At 57.2% G+C, this 18,834-nt stretch carries 20 protein-coding genes and 1 pseudogene; 5 read left to right on the top strand and 16 right to left on the bottom strand.

What is annotated here, in order from left to right; all coding sequences use genetic code 11:
* Positions 1–6 precede the first annotated feature (6 nt).
* Positions 7–627: a TetR/AcrR family transcriptional regulator gene (locus AC0L8N_RS15265; protein WP_473668702.1), complete on the top strand. Its 621-nt coding sequence runs from the start codon at positions 7–9 to the stop codon at positions 625–627.
* Here AC0L8N_RS15265 and AC0L8N_RS15260 read toward each other — a convergent pair whose 3' ends face one another.
* Both AC0L8N_RS15260 and AC0L8N_RS15255 read right to left on the bottom strand, forming a co-directional pair.
* Complete coding sequence (locus AC0L8N_RS15260) at positions 628–1,326, bottom strand: hypothetical protein (protein ID WP_473668700.1); 699 nt, start codon at positions 1,324–1,326, stop codon at positions 628–630.
* Positions 1,327–1,377: 51 nt separating this feature from the next.
* Positions 1,378–2,199 carry a crotonase/enoyl-CoA hydratase family protein gene (locus AC0L8N_RS15255; protein WP_473668698.1) on the bottom strand — a complete coding sequence of 274 codons (822 nt, stop codon included), beginning with the start codon at positions 2,197–2,199 and terminating at the stop codon, positions 1,378–1,380.
* Positions 2,200–2,580: 381 nt separating this feature from the next.
* Here AC0L8N_RS15255 and AC0L8N_RS15250 point away from each other — a divergent pair, with 381 nt between their 5' ends.
* A complete protein-coding gene (locus AC0L8N_RS15250) occupies positions 2,581–3,045 on the top strand; it encodes a YceI family protein (protein ID WP_473668696.1) in 465 nt (154 codons plus the stop codon).
* On the opposite strand, the gene AC0L8N_RS15245 is transcribed toward AC0L8N_RS15250, so the two are convergent.
* From AC0L8N_RS15245 to AC0L8N_RS15215, 7 genes are all read right to left on the bottom strand, one after another.
* On the bottom strand, positions 2,974–3,819 hold the full coding sequence (locus AC0L8N_RS15245; protein WP_473668694.1) for a MaoC/PaaZ C-terminal domain-containing protein: 846 nt from the start codon (positions 3,817–3,819) through the stop codon (positions 2,974–2,976). The two genes, AC0L8N_RS15250 and AC0L8N_RS15245, sit on opposite strands and share 72 nt — an antisense overlap.
* A gap of 208 nt (positions 3,820–4,027) precedes the next feature.
* Positions 4,028–5,098, bottom strand: coding sequence for a phosphotransferase family protein (locus AC0L8N_RS15240; RefSeq protein WP_473668692.1), 1,071 nt, complete (start codon positions 5,096–5,098; stop codon positions 4,028–4,030).
* 12 nt (positions 5,099–5,110) lie between these two features.
* Positions 5,111–5,944, bottom strand: coding sequence for an SDR family oxidoreductase (locus AC0L8N_RS15235; protein WP_473668690.1), 834 nt, complete (start codon positions 5,942–5,944; stop codon positions 5,111–5,113).
* Positions 5,945–6,023: 79 nt separating this feature from the next.
* Positions 6,024–7,634 carry a carboxyl transferase domain-containing protein gene (locus tag AC0L8N_RS15230; protein ID WP_473668688.1) on the bottom strand — a complete coding sequence of 537 codons (1,611 nt, stop codon included), beginning with the start codon at positions 7,632–7,634 and terminating at the stop codon, positions 6,024–6,026.
* Positions 7,635–7,654: 20 nt separating this feature from the next.
* Entirely contained in the window at positions 7,655–8,812 is a 1,158-nt protein-coding gene (locus AC0L8N_RS15225; protein WP_473668686.1) for an isovaleryl-CoA dehydrogenase, read from the bottom strand.
* A gap of 127 nt (positions 8,813–8,939) precedes the next feature.
* Entirely contained in the window at positions 8,940–9,746 is an 807-nt protein-coding gene (locus AC0L8N_RS15220; protein ID WP_473668684.1) for a helix-turn-helix transcriptional regulator, read from the bottom strand.
* 36 nt (positions 9,747–9,782) lie between these two features.
* A complete protein-coding gene (locus tag AC0L8N_RS15215) occupies positions 9,783–10,814 on the bottom strand; it encodes a fatty acid desaturase (RefSeq protein WP_473668682.1) in 1,032 nt (343 codons plus the stop codon).
* Positions 10,815–10,956: 142 nt separating this feature from the next.
* Here AC0L8N_RS15215 and AC0L8N_RS15210 point away from each other — a divergent pair.
* A pseudogene (locus tag AC0L8N_RS15210) lies at positions 10,957–11,296 on the top strand (P-II family nitrogen regulator).
* 45 nt (positions 11,297–11,341) lie between these two features.
* Here the strand turns inward: AC0L8N_RS15210 and AC0L8N_RS15205 are convergent.
* The 5 genes from AC0L8N_RS15205 to AC0L8N_RS15185 form a co-directional block, all read right to left on the bottom strand.
* A complete protein-coding gene (locus AC0L8N_RS15205; protein WP_473668680.1) occupies positions 11,342–11,716 on the bottom strand; it encodes a VOC family protein in 375 nt (124 codons plus the stop codon).
* Positions 11,717–11,786: 70 nt separating this feature from the next.
* On the bottom strand, positions 11,787–12,326 hold the full coding sequence (locus AC0L8N_RS15200; RefSeq protein ID WP_473668678.1) for a DNA-deoxyinosine glycosylase: 540 nt from the start codon (positions 12,324–12,326) through the stop codon (positions 11,787–11,789).
* A 30-nt stretch (positions 12,327–12,356) separates the two neighbouring features.
* Positions 12,357–12,863: a hypothetical protein gene (locus AC0L8N_RS15195; protein ID WP_473668676.1), complete on the bottom strand. Its 507-nt coding sequence runs from the start codon at positions 12,861–12,863 to the stop codon at positions 12,357–12,359.
* Between the two features lie 89 nt (positions 12,864–12,952).
* Positions 12,953–13,996, bottom strand: a complete 1,044-nt coding sequence (locus AC0L8N_RS15190) for a zinc-dependent alcohol dehydrogenase family protein (RefSeq protein ID WP_473668674.1) — start codon at positions 13,994–13,996, stop codon at positions 12,953–12,955.
* Positions 13,997–14,009: 13 nt separating this feature from the next.
* On the bottom strand, positions 14,010–14,285 hold the full coding sequence (locus AC0L8N_RS15185) for a TMEM165/GDT1 family protein (RefSeq protein ID WP_473668672.1): 276 nt from the start codon (positions 14,283–14,285) through the stop codon (positions 14,010–14,012).
* A gap of 101 nt (positions 14,286–14,386) precedes the next feature.
* Here AC0L8N_RS15185 and AC0L8N_RS15180 point away from each other — a divergent pair, with 101 nt between their 5' ends.
* Positions 14,387–14,635, top strand: a complete 249-nt coding sequence (locus tag AC0L8N_RS15180; protein ID WP_473668670.1) for a hypothetical protein — start codon at positions 14,387–14,389, stop codon at positions 14,633–14,635.
* A 172-nt stretch (positions 14,636–14,807) separates the two neighbouring features.
* Here the strand turns inward: AC0L8N_RS15180 and aceA are convergent, their stop codons facing one another.
* Positions 14,808–16,088 carry an isocitrate lyase gene (aceA, locus tag AC0L8N_RS15175; protein ID WP_473668668.1) on the bottom strand — a complete coding sequence of 427 codons (1,281 nt, stop codon included), beginning with the start codon at positions 16,086–16,088 and terminating at the stop codon, positions 14,808–14,810.
* A 153-nt stretch (positions 16,089–16,241) separates the two neighbouring features.
* Here aceA and AC0L8N_RS15170 point away from each other — a divergent pair, with 153 nt between their 5' ends.
* Positions 16,242–17,786 (top strand): DUF3612 domain-containing protein, encoded by a 1,545-nt coding sequence (locus AC0L8N_RS15170; RefSeq protein ID WP_473670181.1) that lies wholly within the window; start codon positions 16,242–16,244, stop codon positions 17,784–17,786.
* Between the two features lie 47 nt (positions 17,787–17,833).
* Here the strand turns inward: AC0L8N_RS15170 and AC0L8N_RS15165 are convergent, their stop codons facing one another.
* Entirely contained in the window at positions 17,834–18,808 is a 975-nt protein-coding gene (locus AC0L8N_RS15165) for a TonB family protein (protein WP_473668666.1), read from the bottom strand.
* Positions 18,809–18,834 lie beyond the last annotated feature (26 nt).

The following is an 18,834-nucleotide window of genomic DNA, read 5'->3' as shown; positions in this document are numbered from 1 at the left end:
TACAGCATGTCGCAACCGGCAGAAGAAACGCGCTACGAAGCGCAACTGGACCGAATCCTCAAAGCAGCGGCTCGCTGCTTCAACGAGAAGGGCTATAGCGGCACTTCTCTGAAGAACGTTGCCCACCACCTCGGACTGACGGACGCGGCGCTCTACTACTACGTCCGCAACAAAGAAGAACTGGTGTTTCAGTGCTACCGACGCGCCGCCGACCTCGGTGCCGATGCGCTGGCGCGTGCCGTACAGGATGGTACGAATGGCTATGAACAGGCCCGGCTGTACGTGCGCTATCACGTTGAAACCATGGTCGGCGAACTCGGGCCGGTCGCAATCATGAGCGAGATCCCGTCACTGGATGCGGCACACCGGGACGAAATTCTGGGGATCTCACGACGCCACAGTCTTGCTTTCGAACAGATCATCAGTCGCGGCATAGAGGACGGCAGCATCGCCAGTTGCGACGTGCGCATGACCGGCAACGCGATCATGGGCGCGATCAACTGGATACCGAAGTGGTTTCATGGCAGCAGTACGATCGCCGAGGAAATTATTGCCGCGTTCCCCGAGATCCTTAGCAACGGCCTGCGGCCCAATGACGCAACGTCGCGTGCGCCAGAGTCGAACTAACTAATTCAAATAGCGGGCTACGACGGCGAGGATATCGTCTTCGCTGTCGTCCGCATTCTTCTCGGGTTGCAATCGTTGCAGGTACTCTGAGCGTTGCCGCAAGCGTTCAAGAGTCAGCGCCCGGTAGTCGATCTGCGCGCCGCCCAAGAATCCGGCGGTGGAATGCGGCTGTGTTGGTTCGGCATCAAAGCGTCGCAGCGCACTGACGTCGCGCCGAATTAAACTCACCAGCAATTGCCTGTCGCCAAGGTGGCGGCGCAATTGGACGAACTCCCTGTCGGCCGCAGCGAGTTGCTCGGCGTCCAGCGTGGCGGCCAACGCATCACGCGCCTCCACATAGGGGCGTTCATTGCGTTCAGCGGCGAGACGGTACCAGGCGAGGGCCCGTAGCGGGTCGGGCGTTGTGCCCTGACCACTCAGGTGCATATACCCCACCATGTATTGCGCATACTTGTCGCCGAGCGGAGCCAGATACTCTTCGTAGTTGCGCAGCGCCAGTTGGTAATCGCGTTGGTTGTAGAGCGTCTCCACCCGTTCCTGAATGCGCGCAGTGCGGAGGTCCGGCACCAGGCCAGGAAAATGACGGTATTCCTGAGCCCCCGCCGGCATTGCAGCCAGCACGGCACAGGCCAGCAGTAGCACGGAAAGGCCCGGAACAAATGTCAGAATGGCAATTCGTCGACGCATAAGACCTGTCACTACGGACTCCTGATCGACCGTTTCAGTTACGCACCGGCGGTGTGCGGCGGGTCAATCGATATTCACTTCAAATTCGACCGCAGGGCCGAACGCCGGTTCCCGCTTCTCCATATTTGATCTAACGGCTTCAACCTGGTTCGCCTGACCGATGAGTTTCGCCTGCACCAGTGCTTCCCGCCGTAATGCTCGTTCCGGGGCTTCATCAAACACTCGGTTCAACAACGCTTTTCCGGCGCGTACAGCATCGGGAGAATTTTGCGCAATTGTTGCGGCCAGCGCTTTTGCCGCTTGCAACGGATCGTCGTCCAGACGGCTCAGCAAGCCGATAGCCAGTGCTTCCTCGGCTTCCACAATTCGACCGGTGTAGACCAGTTCACGCAAGTGGTCGAGGCGGACCGTTGCACGTGCGGTTGCACTTATGCCCATATCGGGAATGATGCCCCGACGTACTTCCATAACCGAACAGCGGGTGGACGGCGCGGCGATCCGGTAGTCCGCGCCCAGCGCGACCTGCAGGCCGCCACCGTACACAACACCTTGCAGTGCAGCGATAACCGGAACGGGTAGTTCGCGCCAGATCGTGGCCGCGCGCTGGAAAAAGTTGGCGGGCGAATCGTTCATAGGTGCCATCCGCGAACCCGCTGCCTCGTTGACCATACCGTCCATGAATACGGAAGTGTCGATTCCTGCGCAAAAATTTTCACCAGCGCCGCACAGCACCACGGCGCGCACAGATCGATCGGCGGCCAATGCTTTACCGGTGTCAATGAGGGCCTGAAACGTTTCTATGTTTAACGCATTGAGCTTGTCCGGTCGCGACAGTGTTACGATCGCTACCCCCTGATCGCTCTCTAGCTCTACTACCTTCGACATCTTATGGCTCCATGGATAACGCTCGTGCAGTTTAGCAGCGCTGGCCTTCACAGGTCATGGCAGCACGCATGAACTGCAGACTGCCTGCTCCTACGGGCACCACTGTGATGGCTCGCAGCGTCGTCCGAACAGCCTACTTTTGCGCTTGCCTGCTCATCGCTTCGCCAGCCGCAGCTGCCATCTCTCCGGTGTTGTACGGCATCGACAGCGCCAGTAGCTGGGTTCGCGTTCTCGTGTATCGCGGCGGCCTGTTATCGAAACTGGGTCACAACCACGTTGTTACCCACAGGAAAATTCGCGGCTGTTTGCGCATGGAAACGCCCATCTATGATTCACAACTTGTAGCCGAGCTGGACGTGAGCGAATTTGTTCTCGACGAACTTGACGAGCGCAACGCCGCCGGCAGTGAGTTCGCCAGGCTCCGTATCGCCACAAGATATCGCAGCGACTCGCAAAAATATGCTCGGTTCCGCGTTACTGGATGCAGACCAGCATCCACGAATTCACCTGACCTCCGGGTCATTGACCGGCACGTTCCCGCAAATGCAGATGGCTGCTACCGTACACCTGAAAGCCAGGCAGGTACCGATAACCGTACCGTTGACTCTGCAGCTGCAAGACCACCGTATCGTCGCATCTGGCGACGTGCCGTTAAATCACGAACAGCTTGGCTTGAAGCGGTTCACGGCAGCGCTGGGCACTTTGCGCGTTCGCAATACCATGCAACTGCAGTTCAATGTAGTGAGCCAGCGACTCGAGAACAACGACGAAATCTCAGACTGCGAGCGTGCACTTTCCATTGTCGACTACGACGACGTCGCGGTCTTTGACCGTGCAACGAAATGACACAATATTTCGCTCCTGCCACATTTCGGTTGTGATTTTGTCGCCCGGATAAACAGGTGCCGTAAAACGCAAATCAAAGCCACTCACCAATGTGAAGTCGAATTCGCAGATGGTGGAAAGAATCGCCCTGCAGGCCAGACCTGCAACACACTGCTCCTGCACAGGACTGGCTGTAAAACCGAGCGCTCGGGCGGCGGTGTTGTCGGCGTATACAGCACTGCGATCACCTCCCAAACGAAAGATCAACGGCAGGTTTCGACTGCAGTGCAGTTCGCAGGTCAAATCGGCATCCCTTTCAGGCACAGAATGCGGCAATGGCCCAATGCTGTTCGGCGCGTTCACTGCATTGGATACGAGCGTATCGCTCACCGTGAACAACACGGTGCCATCTTTACTCATACGAACTTCAGACTCCGTCATGATGCTGATGCCCAGTTCCGCGCCGTGGTCAATTGCCGCCACCACGCGCCGGTCTGCCTGCAATTCAGCACGTGCCGGCAGCGGCCGGTAGAGCTCCAGTTTTTGTTCGACAACAAACAGGTGGCGACCGTCCCAGCCGTGCCGGTCAATGAAGTCTCTGGCCAGAAGATTACCTGCCATTGAAGGCACTGTGCGCTGTGCACGCCCCTCGTACACGTAGTCCTGCTCGCGGTAGTCGGCATTGTCCTGACCGAAACCGACACCCAACGAATACAAGATCGCGTCGGTCTCACGGTAACGGCACGGTTCATCGGTGCTACTAGCGGCCAGCAGCGCGTCAAAATCAAAACTCATGTTTCTGGACCAACATGGTGGCAACTCAATTCGCTGCCCCAGTTAACCCGTATACCGGTACACGGTTGTTTTTGGTCAGCGCTCAGCGGGGCAAGATAACACCCGGTCACAAATCGCGCGACCTGCCAACAACAAGACTGTTGGTGTTTGCGTTCGATGGCGCCGCGGACGTCGAACTACGGCGAATTAGGTCCATATGTGGTCTGAATCAACTGCTTTTGCGGGCGTACTCCCAACCCAGCTCTGCCAGCGGGAGAACCGCGCGCGCGGCTGCGGCAGCGTGATCACTCGATGCGGTTCCATCGCGAACACGACCCGCAATACCTTGCAATATGGCGGCCAGTCGAAACAGGTTGTAAGCCGCGTAGAACTCCCGATCGACAATGCCCTCCTGTCGGCCGGTTCGTTCGCAATAACGCTGCACGTAATCGTCCTCAGTTGGTATTCCGAGGGCAGCCAGATCGCTGTTGCACAAGCCTGCTGAACCAAACCCGATCTCCGGCATTTGCCAGGCCATCAGGTGGTACGTGAAGTCACCCAATGGGTGGCCGATCGTGGACAACTCCCAATCCAGCACCGCGATCACTCGCGGCTCCGTGGGATGCAAAATCAGGTTATCGAGGCGGAAATCACCGTGCACGATGCTGCTCGCGTCATCAACGGGAATGTGGTCCGGCAGCCACGCCATCATTTTGTCCATCGGCGCAATCTTTTGGGTTTCCGAAGCGACGTACTGCTTCGACCAGCGAGAGATCTGCCGCGAAAAATAATTACCCGGCTTTCCAAAATCCTCCAGGCCCAACGAACGGTAGTCGACAGTGTGCAGGCGAGCGAGGGTCCGGTTCATGTCGTCGTACAGCGCGGTGCGCTCATCGCGCGGCATCCCTGGTAAGTCGAGTTCCCACAAAATTCGTCCAGCCACAAAGTCCATTACGAAGAATGGCGTGCCGACTACCGATGCGTCCTCGCACAGAACCCAGGGCTTTGGTACGGGGAATCCGATCTCGTGCAGCGCAGAAATTATCCGGTATTCCCGTTCTACGGCGTGCGCTGATTTCAGCAGCTTACCCGGCGGCTTGCGCCGCAATACGTACTGACCCGAGGTCGCATCGATCAAATACGTCGGATTCGATTGCCCGCCTTTGAACTGGCGAACACTGAGCGGGCCGCGAAAACCAGCCATATTCTCCGACAAGTAAGCTGACAGGCGTTCCTCATCCATGCGGTGCTCTTCGCGTACATCGCGAGTGCCAGAAAATTGCTCTTGCCGTTTACTCATTTGACCACTCGCTCAGGACATTGGCTCGACAAAAAAATCCGGGAACAACGGCTCCGCAGGATCAACCGCATAGCGACTGAGATCGGTGATGCCTCCACTCTCCAGGACTTCATCGTCGATGAAAAAATTGCCAGTGCAGTCAAGACTGGGTTTGGTAAGCACGAGGTATGCCGCGTCACCCATGATGGCCGGCAGCCGTGAACGGCGTACAACCTTATCTCCGCCGAGCATGTTTTGCACAGCAGCAGTTGCTATTGCAGTTCTTGGCCACAGCGCGTTAACAGCGACACCCTGTGAGCGGAACTCCCCTGCCATACCCAGCACGCACAGGCTCATGCCGAATTTCGCAATCGAGTACGCAACGTGCGGTGCAAACCATTTCTCGTCCATGTTCAATGGCGGTGACAAATTGAGGATGTGTGGGTTGGCGGCTTTTAACAGATGCGGCAAACAGGTCATGGACACGAGGTACGTGCCGCGGGTATTGACCTGATGCAGCAAATCGAATCGCCGCATCGAAGTATGCAACGTATCGGTCAGCGCGATGGCACTGGCATTATTGACGCAGATATCGATTCCGCCAAACTGCTCAACGCCTGCGTCGACTGCCGCCTGAACCTGCAGCTCGTCGCGAATATCGCAGACTACGGGCAGTGCATTGCCGCCTGCGGCGATGATTTCGTCACAGGCAGTGTAGATCGTGCCCGGTAAGCGCGGATGAGGCTCCGCTGTTTTGGCCGCGACTATGATGTTTGCACCATCCTGAGCCGCGCGCAGTGCGATGGCGAGACCGATTCCACGACTCGCACCACTGATGAACAGAGTCTTGCCATTGAGATTCGTCACTGCAGCAACACCACCGACCACGGAACAAGCATGATACCTGATCCGCGTCTGCCGCTGTGGCAGGCGAAAACCCGCACAACTACATGCGGAAAATCCCGTAAGGCAATTCGTGATCGCGCGGCCGGTTCATCGCCGCGGCCACCGCTTGGCCCAAAATGCCACGAGTATCTACCGGGTCGATTACACCGTCATCCCACAATCGAGCACTGGCGTAATAAGGATGACCCTGGGTTTCATACTGATCGCGTATCTGCTGTTCAAACGCCTGCTGTTCTTCCGCAGGCCATTCCTCGTTACGTGCAACCAGACCGTCTCGACGCACGGTCGACAACACCACTGATGCCTGCTCACCGCCCATGACCGAGATTCTGGCGTTCGGCCACATCCACATCATTCGTGGACCGTAGGCGCGACCGCACATGGCGTAATTGCCCGCACCGAACGAACCGCCAATAATGACGGTCAACTTCGGCACTGACGCTGTCGCCACGGCATTGACCATCTTCGCTCCGTCTTTCGCAATTCCGCCGTGTTCAGACTTGCGGCCGACCATGAAGCCGGTGATGTTCTGCAAGAATATCAGCGGAATTCCGCGCCGATTGCACAACTGAATAAAATGCGCGCCCTTTTGCGCCGACTCCGAAAAGAGGATGCCGTTGTTTGCAACAATACCAACCGGATAGCCGTACAGGTGCGCGAAACCACAAACCAGGGTCGGCCCGTACAGCGCTTTAAACTCCTGGAAATCAGAGCCGTCGACGACGCGAGCGATGACTTCCCGCACGTCGTAGGCATAGCGGAAATCCCGCGAGACGACGCCGTACAACTCTTCGGCCGGGTATTCCGGTTCCCGTGCTTCCCGCGTGCTCACTGCGGTATTTTTCTGCCGATTGAGGTTACTGACAATTTCCCGGACGATCTCCAGCGCATCACCATCGTCTTTGGCCAGGTAATCGGTGACGCCCGAGATGCGTGAGTGAACATCGCCACCACCGAGTGTTTCAGCATCAACCACCTCTCCGGTAGCGGCCTTCACCAACGGTGGTCCACCCAGGAATATCGTGCCCTGATTTCTGACAATGACTGCCTCATCACACATCGCCGGCACGTAAGCGCCACCGGCGGTGCAAGACCCGAGCACGGCCGCGATCTGCGGTATCCCCATCGCAGACATGCGTGCCTGATTGTAGAAAATACGACCGAAGTGATCCCGATCCGGAAACACCTCATCCTGTTTCGGCAGAAACGCGCCGCCCGAGTCCACCAGGTACACGCATGGCAGTCCGTTCTGCTCGGCGATTTCCTGCGCCCGCAGATGCTTACGCACCGTTAGCGGGTAGTACGTCCCGCCTTTCACCGTTGCATCGTTGGCGACAATCATGCAGTCGATGTCGTTGACCTGGCCGATGCCGGCAATGATCCCGGCGGCCGGGACTTCGTTGTCATACATCCCGTACGCGGCCAGTTGCGCGACTTCCAGGAAAGGCGAACCACGATCGACCAGGGTGCGAATGCGATCCCGTGGCAACAACTTGCCTCGAGCAAGGTGTTTCTCACGGGCACGCTCACTGCCACCTTCGGCAATTCTTGCGAGGTCATCCCGCAGCGTCAGGGCGAGCGCGCGATTAGCGTCATCGTTTTGTTTAAACGCGTCTGAGTCCGGCTTAATCTTGCTTATAATTTTTGGCATTGCAGTCAGTCAATCACTCATCAGGAAAAGGCATCGTACAGCTCACGGCCAATCAGCATCCGGCGAATTTCACTGGTGCCGGCACCGATCTCGTACAGTTTGGCGTCGCGCCACAGCCGCCCGGCCGGGTATTCGTTGATGTAGCCGTTTCCGCCGAGTGTCTGAATGGTCTCACCGGCCATCCAGGTTGCTTTCTCCGCTGCGGTCAGAGTACAGGCCGCCGCATCAAAGCGCGTTGTTTGGCCGCGGTCGCACGCTTTGGCTACAGCGTAAACATAGGCACGGCTCGCGTTCATGGCCGTGTACATGTCGGCAATTTTTCCCTGCATTAGCTGAAACGTGCCAACCGGCTCACCGAATTGTTTGCGGTCGTGAATATAGGGCATAACAAGGTCGAAACAGGCGCGCATGATGCCAAGAGGCCCGGCCGCGAGAACCAGACGTTCGTAGTCCAGTCCTGACATCAGAATAGCCGCGCCTCGCCCGGCTTCACCAAGCATCCTCGTTGCGGGAACCCGGCAATCCTGCAAAACAATCTCTGAGGTATCGCTGCCACGCATACCCAGCTTGTCGAGTTTTTGCGCCGTGGAAAAGCCAGGCGTTCCCTTCTCAATCAGGAAGGCGCTCAGTTTCGGTGAATTATCACCATTGTCGCTACGCGCATAAACAATTATGACGTCCGCTTCCGGTGCATTGGTGATCCACATTTTGTTGCCGTTCAAGACGAACGTATCGCCATCTCGAACAGCATGGGTCCGCATTCCCATCACGTCAGAGCCTGCACCCGCTTCACTCATCGCGAGTGCGCCAACGTACTCACCGGAAATCAATTTGGGCAGGAGTTCCTGTTTCTGTTCTTCTGTCCCCCAGCGGTGAAGCTGATTCACGCACAGGTTGGAGTGCGCTCCGTAGGACAAACCAACCGATGCCGACGCTCGGCTGATCTCCTCCATCGCAACGACGTGCGCAAGATAGCCAAGCCCACTGCCACCGTATGCTTCGTTAACCGTGATGCCCAACAAGCCCAGCTCGCCAAGTTGAGGCCACAAATCCCGGGGAAACTGATTCTCGGCATCAATCGCTTCCGCACGTGGTGCAATGTGGTCGGCCGCGAAACTTCGCACGGAATCGCGAAGCAGATCAATGTCTTCGCCGAGGCCAAAATCGAAATCAAACATCTAAAGCACCTGTAGGTCGTTGGTCGACAGCTGGCCGCGGTTGCAGCAAGACGAACGATGGTGCGGCTGTAATGGCCTTAGCTGAATACCATTTAGGAGGTAGCGTCGCCTTTCTGTGACTACAGTCTCAGCTTTCACCATCTCCGGCACTGAGTTTATCAATCAGTTGCGCGAACAACTCGTACTGGGAACTGATGCCCAGCTTGGCAAAGAGGTTGCGCTTATGAACCATCACAGTGCCAGGTGCGATATCCAACTCACGTGCGATCGATTTGGACGAATGACCGCGCAACAGAAACTGGCTGATCTGGCGTTCGCGATCCGTTAGTACACCCACACCGAACTGATCGAAACAGCGAGTAAGCCGGCGATGAAAGAGACTGTCGCCGTCCTGATTTTTCGTGTTCGACCGCAATGTCCAAATGCTCTTCATAGCGGCTTGCACGGTTGGCGCAATCAGCTCCAGGCGTCTTAGCTCGGCCTGCGTGAACATCCGGTCGCGGCGACCTATAACGAGAACCAGCGTCGTGCGCGGGCTGATCTCCAGTAAGAAGTCCATTTCATCCAGCAGATGTGTTCGTTCACAATACTGCCGGTAGTACGCGCTGGCGCGAAACCGATCTGGCAACTCATCGCGGAAGCGGCACAATTCGGGCTTGGCCTCGCGAATTGCCAGCTGGTACAAAGGATCGAGCAGGTAAGGCCCATCCAGATAGCGCTTCAGATAGTGTTTTTCGCCAGCCGGCTCCAGGGAATGATGCAAAACCTCTGGTCGCGCATCGTTGTGGAAAGCCAGCAGGCACGTACCCTCATGATTGACAATCACGCTGACCGCGTCGGTCAGTGAGGCAGCCATCGACACGTCGGAATCCGCCGCGATCAATTGTCCGATTGCCGCGTGCCAATCGTCCGATTCGAAAAGATTACGTGTCAACTTACAGAACTCGGATAGCAGTTAGACATCGAGCGCCTAAAAAGACGTGAGAAACGAGGCGGCATTGCCACCGTACACTTCAGCACGTTGCGCTGCCTGCAACCACTCGCGGCCGCTAGGCGAATTCTCTTCGTGATTGTCCATGATGCGTCGGACGCGTTGACGGTGAAACACACTAAGTTGTGCGGAGAGCGGGATAACGGCGGTGACAGAATCCCCGAACATCTCTTGATGTTTGGCCGGCAGGCGATACCACGGCAGGTTCATATCCGCATGGTGTGCATTGTGAAAACCAAAGTTCAGCGTTAGCCAGTTGAGGCGTTTGAACCGCAGTGAATGCGGATTGCTGTAGGTATGCTCCTGCTCCCATTCGACGTTGCCCTTACGCGGCGGCCGGCCTTTTGTAAACAATGTAAGGCTGTAAGGGTAGTCGTGCTGCAAGCTATCCATGAATCGCAGTACAGTCATCATGAGCAGGTAAGCAATGACGTACAAACCAGCGGCCTTTGGCGCCAGGATGAGCAACGTCAGGAACAAACCTGCCCTGATCGCAATGACAACGACGTTGTACTTTCGCTGTGCGCGACGCTCGGGAATGATAAATGAGGTGAAGACCATAATGCCGTGCATGATCAGGTCATGCGCAGGCACATAGAACCACTCAAGTACACGCGTTACTCGCAATGTCACAGGGTGTTCGCGAAAAAATCGCTCGTAGTCAAACCACACCACGTCGTCATTGTCGACGTGGTGGCGAAAATGCTTGTAACGAATGTCCTCGTAAGTACCGTATGCCGCACCGCACAACCAGGTCAACGCCTTGCCCAGTGCAGCGTTATGGCGAATACGACGGAACACCAGATTGTGCGCACACTCATGAACCAGATAGGCGGCAATGATCATCGCGTGCGCCAGCAACAATGTCGCCAGCGCGTTAATCAATAGCGAGTCCTGCAAAATACCGGCCAGCCCCAATAACCAACCCAGCACCGCGTAGAGCAATGCCAGGCCGTTGTACCTGAGCCCTTCCGGTTCGCGCAGCATATCGGTGTAATTTCGTGCGTTCACTGGCATGCAGATCCTGAGCATGGAATGCCGCAACGATAACCGGGCCGGTGAAAGCAGGCAAGCAGACCCGCGGCGGAACGCCAACACAGCGGCCCCCTGCTTCGTATAGAATAGGCCATCCACGTTAACAAGGAACCATCGCATGAAGCTCGTGACCGCTATAGTAAAACCCTTTCGTCTGGACGATGTTCGTAACGCCCTTGGCGAAGCTGGTGTGCAAGGAATGACAGTCAGCGAGGTTAAGGGCTTTGGCCGACAACGAGGTCACACGGAACTCTACCGCGGCGCTGAGTACGTTGTGGATTTCCTGCCGAAAGCCAAGATCGAAGTAGCTGTTGCTGACGAACGGGTGGAAGCAGTTCATCGAAGCCATCATCAACAGTGCCAAGACCGGCAAAGTCGGTGACGGCAAGATATTCGTCACTACACTCGACGAAGTATGGAGAATCAGAACCGGCGAAACCGGCGATAGCGCCCTGTAGACGGTACGTACGCAACCGTGGTTCGGTTGCGAAACACAATAAGCCTCACTTTCCGCTGACGTTGAAAAAATTAAGTTTGTTGCCGTCAAGGTCGCGAACATAGGCGATGTAGTAAGCGTCCAGCCGCATACCCGGTGCGCCCTCATCGGTTGCGCCTAAACTCAGCGCTTTGGCGTAACACGCATCCACTTGCTCTTTTGATTTGGCGTGCAGCGCCACCATCACGCCATTGCCAACCGTCGCCGCGTTACCGTCATAGGGTGTCGTTACACACAGGCTCGGCGACTTGGGGTTGTTTCCCCAGGCGATGAAAGAGTCCATCTCCAGCACGCGCTTCGCGCCGAGCGGCGCGAGCAATGCATCGTAGAATTCACCGGCCCGAACGATGTCGTTAGTACCCAGTGTTATGTACGCAATCATTTGCCACCCCCAGTATTATTCGTGCATAACTGCCCAGCGTTCACCCCACATACTGCCCATGGCTGTAAATTCAGTCCGCCAGAGCGTCCAGAATTCGCGACCAATGGCGCCGCTTCTCAGGGTAAGACATAGCAGCATACGCCGGACTCGTCGACGGCAACACGACTCTCTCGGGACAGTCCACCCGCAATCCGGGTAAGACCTTGCTCTGAAACATCCTGCCAGCTGCCTTGCCGTTCAGGGCCACCATTCGCAAACTCGTATGGGCACGCAGAAATGTATTGAAATCATTGACGCTCGTGCTGCTCTGATCGATCGCGGCATCCAGGCTGCCGTCGCGGCGTGACGACTGCAGCACATCCCACAGTGCTACCCGGTTCTGCAGTAGCAGACCAAGGCGATCCGTGTACGGGAGCTCAAGCGGAACCTGCAGCAAATCCTGCATGATGCGCCAGAACGCATTGCGCGGATTCGCGTAATACTCCGTTGCCGCGAGCGACGGCCTGCCCGGCAGACTTCCCAGTATCAGCAGTCGCGCCGCGGGTGCCGATACGGCGGAGAAGCCCACCGAAATCGCGCTTTGCATATCGTCAGACTGCCGTGTTGGCACCGATGAGTTCCTGCGCTGGCAGTACGGCAATCATTGAACGTCTTCGATGCCGAGGTGTTGCAGGGTTTCATCACGCAGGTAATCAAGCGTACGCAATTCAACTTCACAACGGTTGTTTCGGCAAACCGGATGACGCTCAAACGGCTCTGACGGGCAATCGTAATAAACGCGGAACTCGCACTCGGCTTCATACTCCCGAAACTCCATACGCAATGCCGTTATCGACGAACTCGCGACGGACGTCAGGCACTGAATTGGGTATCCGTAATCAAAGATGGTGCAATCATTGTCGCTTTGGCACATGCGCGAATCGTCAACCAGCGTCTGCATTTGTCGTTCGGCTTGCTGACAACGCAAGGCCGCGGCACCGCCGTACAACGGGCTGTCGTCGATCTGGCGGCCAAAATTAGTTGTACCGTCAGTTTGTGGTGCCGGCTCTAGCCAGCGGCTGTCATCTTCCAGGACGGTGGCGAGGTACCACAGTATTACTGCAGCCAGCACCGAGATTGCCGTCGTCGACATAGGTAGCTTGTTCATGCGCGCCCGCTCTGGCTCTCGGCATCGCCTGACGTTTCAATACGCCTGAGAGTAATGTCCATTAAGTGTTCCCCGAAAATCCCTGTTCGTCAGGCAAATCGATCAATCACGGTAACGCCGCGCCCGCGCAGGTACTGTTCATCAGCAAAACCGTCGGCCGCCTCGTGCAGCGCCACCCGATTCGCGACCAGCCGCGCCGGATTAAGACGCCCGTCCCGAATCATATCTAGCATTGGACCGTAAGCGTGCGCTTGCATTCCATGACTGCCCACAATCTCCAGCTCATTCGCGACCACTTTGTCCATCGGCAGGGGCGGCGCGCGGTATTCGCCGAGCATCAACCCCACTTGTACATGCCGGCCCTGCTTGCGCAGCGACAGAATTGAGTTTCGACAGGTCTCAAGACTTCCGAGTGCATCCATTGAGACGGCGGCCCCGCCGTCGCTCAACGCCATCACGGCTGCTGCTACGTCGTCCACTTCCGCTGCATTGACGACAGCGGAAGCACCGATGTTACCTGCAAGCTGCAACCGTATCGGATCGATATCTATCGCAATTACTCTTGCACCCAGAGCCGTAGCAATCATGATTGCCGACAGGCCTACACCGCCGCATCCGTGAACGGCAAGGACATCGCCCGCCGAGATACGACCTTGTGCGACAACGCCGCGGTACGCTGTCGCGAAACGGCAACCGAGACTGGCGGCGGTAACGAAATCCATGCTGTCATCAAGTGCAACAAGATTGGTATCGGCGTAATCGATAGCGACGTATTCCGCGTACGAGCCCCAATGCGTAAATCCGGGCTGCGATTGCCGGTCGCAAACTTGCTGTTGACCGTTCTGACAGGGTCTGCAGCTGCCGCAGCCACAGACGAAAGGCACCGTTACCCGTTGCCCGATGGCGAACTGCCTGACCTGCTTGCCAACGGCCACGATAATGCCCGCCATCTCGTGCCCCGGCACATGCGGCAGACGGATATCGGGGTCGTGCCCTTGCCAACCGTGCCAGTCGCTGCGGCAAATCCCGCTGGCCATGACCTGCAATACAACGCCGTCGGGCTTTGGCGTCGGGTCGGCATGTTCGCCAACGACCAGCGGCGCATGGAATGCGTCGTAGACCGCTGCTTTCATCGTTCGATCCGGTTCACGCAGCAGACCACAATGTCCACACACCGACAGCTATGAAGCCGATGCCCGCGATGTAGGTCAGGTAGCGCGTATCCACAAGGTGGGCAAGATTACTGCCTACAAACACCGCCATGCCGGTCGCGGCTATCAACGCAACCGATGCCCCGACGAAAACGGTCAGCACACTGACACTGTCACGGCTTGCGAACAACATAGTCGCGAGCTGTGTCTTGTCACCCAGCTCAGCCAGAAACACAGTCATGAACACAACCCCGAGCATCTTCAAATCCATTGCTTCTCAATCTCCTTACTGCTTGCCTGCCTGCGCGTCGCATATGCCGGGTTTATGCCCTAAAACGCGACTGGCCAGCCGCAACGCAATGCGCGATTGTCGTGCCTGACACTGGTCACTGGCAACCGGAGATACTGATGCGCACGTTGTGGGTAATTGTTTTTCTGTTCCTTGCGGCCAGCGCGGCCCACTCAAAGGACCGCTACAACAATGCACAGTGCACCAAGATCGATAAACAAATCAAACGCATACACTCTGAAATGCGCGCCGGCTACTCGGCGAAGAAAGGCGTACGGCTGGCTGACAAGTTGCGGGATTTGCAGCACAAACGCGCAAAGCATTGTCGCTAATTTACACATGCTGACATTGCACCTGTCTGCATGGAACTGTCTGCGAGCGGCATATGCGAGACGCAGCCCACAAACAAAGCAGCCACGGCGGGCGAAACCCGCCGTGGCTGCTTATTGATACTCGCGCTCTCGCCCTGACTGCACTGACGAAAGCGGCGAGACCGCGATCTCATCAGGCGGCGAATTGCTCCTCTTCGGTTGAGCCGTTGAGTGCCGTCGTCGATGACTGCCCCGCCATGATCGTGTTCTGCACCGCGTCGAAATAGCCCGCGCCGACGAATGACTGGTGCTTGGCAGCACGAAAACCGTGTGCCTCATCGGCAAATTCACGCTGCTGCAGTTGCGAGTAGGCAAACATGCCTTCGGCTTTGTAAGCACGACTGAGGCGGAACATGCTGGAGTTCAGTGCATGCCAGCCTGCCAGGGTTATGAACTGGAATTTGTAGCCCATCTTGCCCAGTTCTTCGCGGAATGTGCGCATGGTCTGTTCGTCAAGATTGGCTTGCCAGTTGAACGAGGGCGAACAGTTGTATGCCAGCAATTGATCCGGGTAGCGACTGTGTATTGCATCAGCGAACTTCGCCGCCTGTTCGAGGTCCGGCTTGGAGGTTTCGCACCACAGGAGGTCCGCGTACGGTGCGTAGGCCAGCCCTCGTGCGATAGCCTGGTCAAGTCCGGCCCGGGTTCGGTAAAAGCCTTCTGCCGTGCGCTCGCCGGTAATGAATTCGTGATCACGCTGATCGACATCGGAAGTAATCAAATTGGCAGCGTCAGCGTCGGTGCGCGCCAGCAGTACCGTCGGCACGCCGAGCACGTCGGCCGCCAATCGTGCCGCTGCCAGTTTGCCGACCGCTTCCTGTGTCGGCACCAAGACCTTGCCGCCCATATGACCGCATTTCTTCGCACTGGATAACTGATCTTCGAAATGGACACCCGATGCACCGGCACGAATCATGTGCTTCATCAGCTCAAACGCGTTCAGGTTGCCACCGAACCCGGCTTCAGCATCGGCGATGATCGGCGCAAGCCAATCGACGTCGTGCTGGCCATCAAGTGACTGCACTTCGTCGGTCCGCATCAGTGCATTGTTGATCCGCTCGACCATCTTGGGCACGGAGTCGGCCGGATAGAGGCTTTGGTCCGGGTACATTTCACCGGCACTGTTGCCATCGCCGGCAACCTGCCAGCCTGAGCAATAGATCGCTTTCAGACCCGCCTGTACTTCCTGGATCGCCTGATTACCGGTCATAGCACCCAGGGCACAAAGCGGCTCGGACTGGTTGATCAGACGCCACAGCTTTTCCGCCCCCAGTCGAGCCAGCGTGTGCTCGATTCGTACCGAGCCGCGCAGCTTCACAACGTCAGCGGCACTGTAGTCGCGCTGGACACTTTTCCAGCGTGGGCTGTTGCTCCAAAGCGCTTCCAGTTCTCTGGTTTGTTCTATTCGCTGCATGACAAAGCTCCTGCGTTGGATTTATTTTCTTGCTGATCGGGCGATTTGCCCTTGGGTGCTCGTATAATAAGCAGCGTTCTGTCAATAATTTCACATTAGAAATTTCACAGTGTTAATTTCACAAGGTGGTTGACCGTGGCGACGACTAGCCTGATGCGCAAAGCGCACTTCCTCGGTACCAAAATTCGCTCCCTGCGCAAGCGCAACAATCTGACCCTGGAGGATCTGTCCGTGCGATGCGTGCAATTTGACGCAGACAACGCGCCATCGGTTTCTTACCTGTCCATGATCGAGAACGGTAAGCGCGTTCCGTCCGAAGCACTGATGGCCACAATCGCGGCAATTTTCCAGAAAAACGTCAATTGGTTTTTTGACGAGACCCTGGAAGCCGAACCGATTGCTGTCGCGCCCAAGTCCACCGGCATCGACGGTATGCCGCTGGAACCCGGATTCCTGTTCAGCGGCGAGCAATTGCAGATCGCCATCCCCGAACTGCTGTCACAGACAGGGACAACCGGCACCCAGTTCGCTCACCTGCTCATTCGCGCACACCAGGAGACCCGCCAGAACCGTTTTCCGGATCTCGAACGCGCGGCCGAAAGCATAGGTCGCAAACAGTTCCCGCTAACGCTCGACGACCTGCTTGCCATGAGCAAGCGTGCCGGGCTTCGGATTCGCTGGTTCGATCGGGCGGCGAGCCGAGATCGCCGCGGCGCGGCCGATTCGATGAATACACTGCTGCGCTCGTTCTACGAAGCACCGAACGTATTGTGGATCAACCGTAAACTGGAAAAAGCACCACAACGCCTGAAGTACGATCTCGCGAATCACATTGGTCACAAACTGCTGCATGACGGTGATGGCGCAAGAGCTGCACAAGTGTCGGGGGACAGGACTCAGGCACGGCACCCGGAGGCGGAATCGCCGCAACTGGACGCCAAGGACATCCTGTACGCCTGGCGTGATTTCGAATGCAGTTACTTTGCAGCGGCGTTGCTCGCGCCGAAAACACCGTTTCGGCAGTTTCTGGCTCGCCATCGTTACTCCATCGACAGCGGCAAGCGCGCCGAACTGTCGCCCGGCCTGACAATGCGGCGCATGACCAGCGTTTCGCCTTACCGACACTGGCACTACTTCGACGCGTACCCGCCCGGCAACTTGCGCGCGGTATACCGCGGCAATGGCATCCCGCTGCCCTGGGGCAACATGCGCATGGTGTCGGACCCTTGCCAGCACTGGGCCGTATTCAAGATGTTGAACACGGCAGGCAATACACCGTCAGCACAGATTTCCGTACTGCGCAGCGGTGATGACAAGCGCCTCTATTGTTGCGAATCCGTACGCGCCAAAGATGCGGCGGGTAACACACACGTCATGTGCGCTGGCATTGATTTGGCGCCAGCCCTGATCGCACAGGGTATCGACCCCGCTGAAACCACTGACCTGATCGAGCATTCATGCAACAAGGCCGGGGGCGTCGGCACCATCCCAAGTACTGCCCGTCGACAACTGGAAGCCATAGGCAAGATTCTGAACATAGGCTGGATTGCGGACGGCGCGGCGCGGCAAGCAAGCATCATCTGTCCGCGTAGCAGCAACTGCCCGCGCGACAAACACTGCCTCGGCAAAACCACTACCCGACGAAAAACCGGGCAGGACGAAATGCGTGCGCAGATTATGCAGTCCGCGAAAAATTAGATCCCGCCGGACAGCAAAGGACAGCGCCACGCAGCCGGTGAGTTGGCTCAGGCGGGGAAGAAGTCGATAGGCTTGGTGGTGGTAATAGCTTCGACATCGCGTGCTTCGAAACGGAACAAGCGGATTCGTTGTACGAGTTTGCGTTCAAGCTCTTCATCACCCAGCTCACTCGATACAACCTCACACAATGTGACTTCGCCACTCGGTGCGATGGTAAGGCGCAGCACGAGCTTGCCTTCCAGCGATGGATCCTGTCGCAACGCGCGATTGTACAGCGCGAATATCGCGCCCTTGTTGCGATCAAATACGAGTTCAATTTCTTCACGACTGCGCGATGCTTTGCCACTCGAACCCGAGCGCCGCGCTTCACCAGCGGCAGCACCAAGCCCGGCAACAGGGCTCGCTACTTGGGTTGTATTGCGATCACCGAGACCGGTGCCGCCGGTGTTACGGCTCATCGCTGCCGTATTGATACCTCCGCTGGAGGTGCCAACGCTGGAAGTAATCATTGAGCGTTCGTTACGCGCCGCTTCACCAACGGATGCTGTCAGCGGCCGCGCATCAGCGACTTTCTCGAGCGCATCGTTGTCACGCAAGGACGCCAGATCCTCAGTAAACGGCAACAGAGCTGCTTGCGCTCGTTCACGTGCCAGTTGCTGCTGGTCGACGGGAGCGGGCACCGGTTCCGGTTCAGGAACAGGCTGCGGTTCCGGTTCCGGGGTTGCCTCCACTACTTGTTGCGGCTCTGGCTCCGTCAGCGGCACGGGCTCCGGCTCGGGTTCAGGCTCGACCCGCGGTGGTGGTGGCGGTGGCGGTTTGTCCTGCAACAACAGCTTCGCAATACGCGGTGGTATCTCTTCAATGTCGTTCGGATCCGGTTCCGACGTCGGCAGGAACGGCCACACGAGACCGAGGAACGCCAGCGACAGCATGACGATCAGCAGCAGACGGCGAAACTTGCGTTCCTGTCCGGAGTCGTTGCTCCATGGCAACTCAAACTCTCTGTAGTACGGAATATCCAATCCTGAACTCCTGCCCTATCCCTGTC

The sequence above is a fragment of the Woeseia sp. D3-10 genome (assembly GCF_055809415.1).
This window is presented reverse-complemented; position numbering and strand designations above follow the sequence as displayed.

What these genes read in the sequence shown, in the direction of transcription:
- AC0L8N_RS15265 (WP_473668702.1), top strand. Translation starts at nt 7, where the DNA reads ATGTCGCAACCGGCAGAAGAAACGCGCTACGAAGCGCAACTGGACCGA.
- AC0L8N_RS15255 (WP_473668698.1), bottom strand. Translation starts at nt 2,199, where the DNA reads ATGTCGAAGGTAGTAGAGCTAGAGAGCGATCAGGGGGTAGCGATCGTA.
- AC0L8N_RS15245 (WP_473668694.1), bottom strand. Translation starts at nt 3,819, where the DNA reads ATGAGTTTTGATTTTGACGCGCTGCTGGCCGCTAGTAGCACCGATGAA.
- AC0L8N_RS15240 (WP_473668692.1), bottom strand. Translation starts at nt 5,098, where the DNA reads ATGAGTAAACGGCAAGAGCAATTTTCTGGCACTCGCGATGTACGCGAA.
- AC0L8N_RS15230 (WP_473668688.1), bottom strand. Translation starts at nt 7,634, where the DNA reads ATGCCAAAAATTATAAGCAAGATTAAGCCGGACTCAGACGCGTTTAAA.
- AC0L8N_RS15225 (WP_473668686.1), bottom strand. Translation starts at nt 8,812, where the DNA reads ATGTTTGATTTCGATTTTGGCCTCGGCGAAGACATTGATCTGCTTCGC.
- AC0L8N_RS15205 (WP_473668680.1), bottom strand. Translation starts at nt 11,716, where the DNA reads ATGATTGCGTACATAACACTGGGTACTAACGACATCGTTCGGGCCGGT.
- AC0L8N_RS15195 (WP_473668676.1), bottom strand. Translation starts at nt 12,863, where the DNA reads ATGAACAAGCTACCTATGTCGACGACGGCAATCTCGGTGCTGGCTGCA.
- AC0L8N_RS15190 (WP_473668674.1), bottom strand. Translation starts at nt 13,996, where the DNA reads ATGAAAGCAGCGGTCTACGACGCATTCCATGCGCCGCTGGTCGTTGGC.
- AC0L8N_RS15185 (WP_473668672.1), bottom strand. Translation starts at nt 14,285, where the DNA reads ATGGATTTGAAGATGCTCGGGGTTGTGTTCATGACTGTGTTTCTGGCT.
- aceA (WP_473668668.1), bottom strand. Translation starts at nt 16,088, where the DNA reads ATGCAGCGAATAGAACAAACCAGAGAACTGGAAGCGCTTTGGAGCAAC.
- AC0L8N_RS15170 (WP_473670181.1), top strand. Translation starts at nt 16,242, where the DNA reads ATGCGCAAAGCGCACTTCCTCGGTACCAAAATTCGCTCCCTGCGCAAG.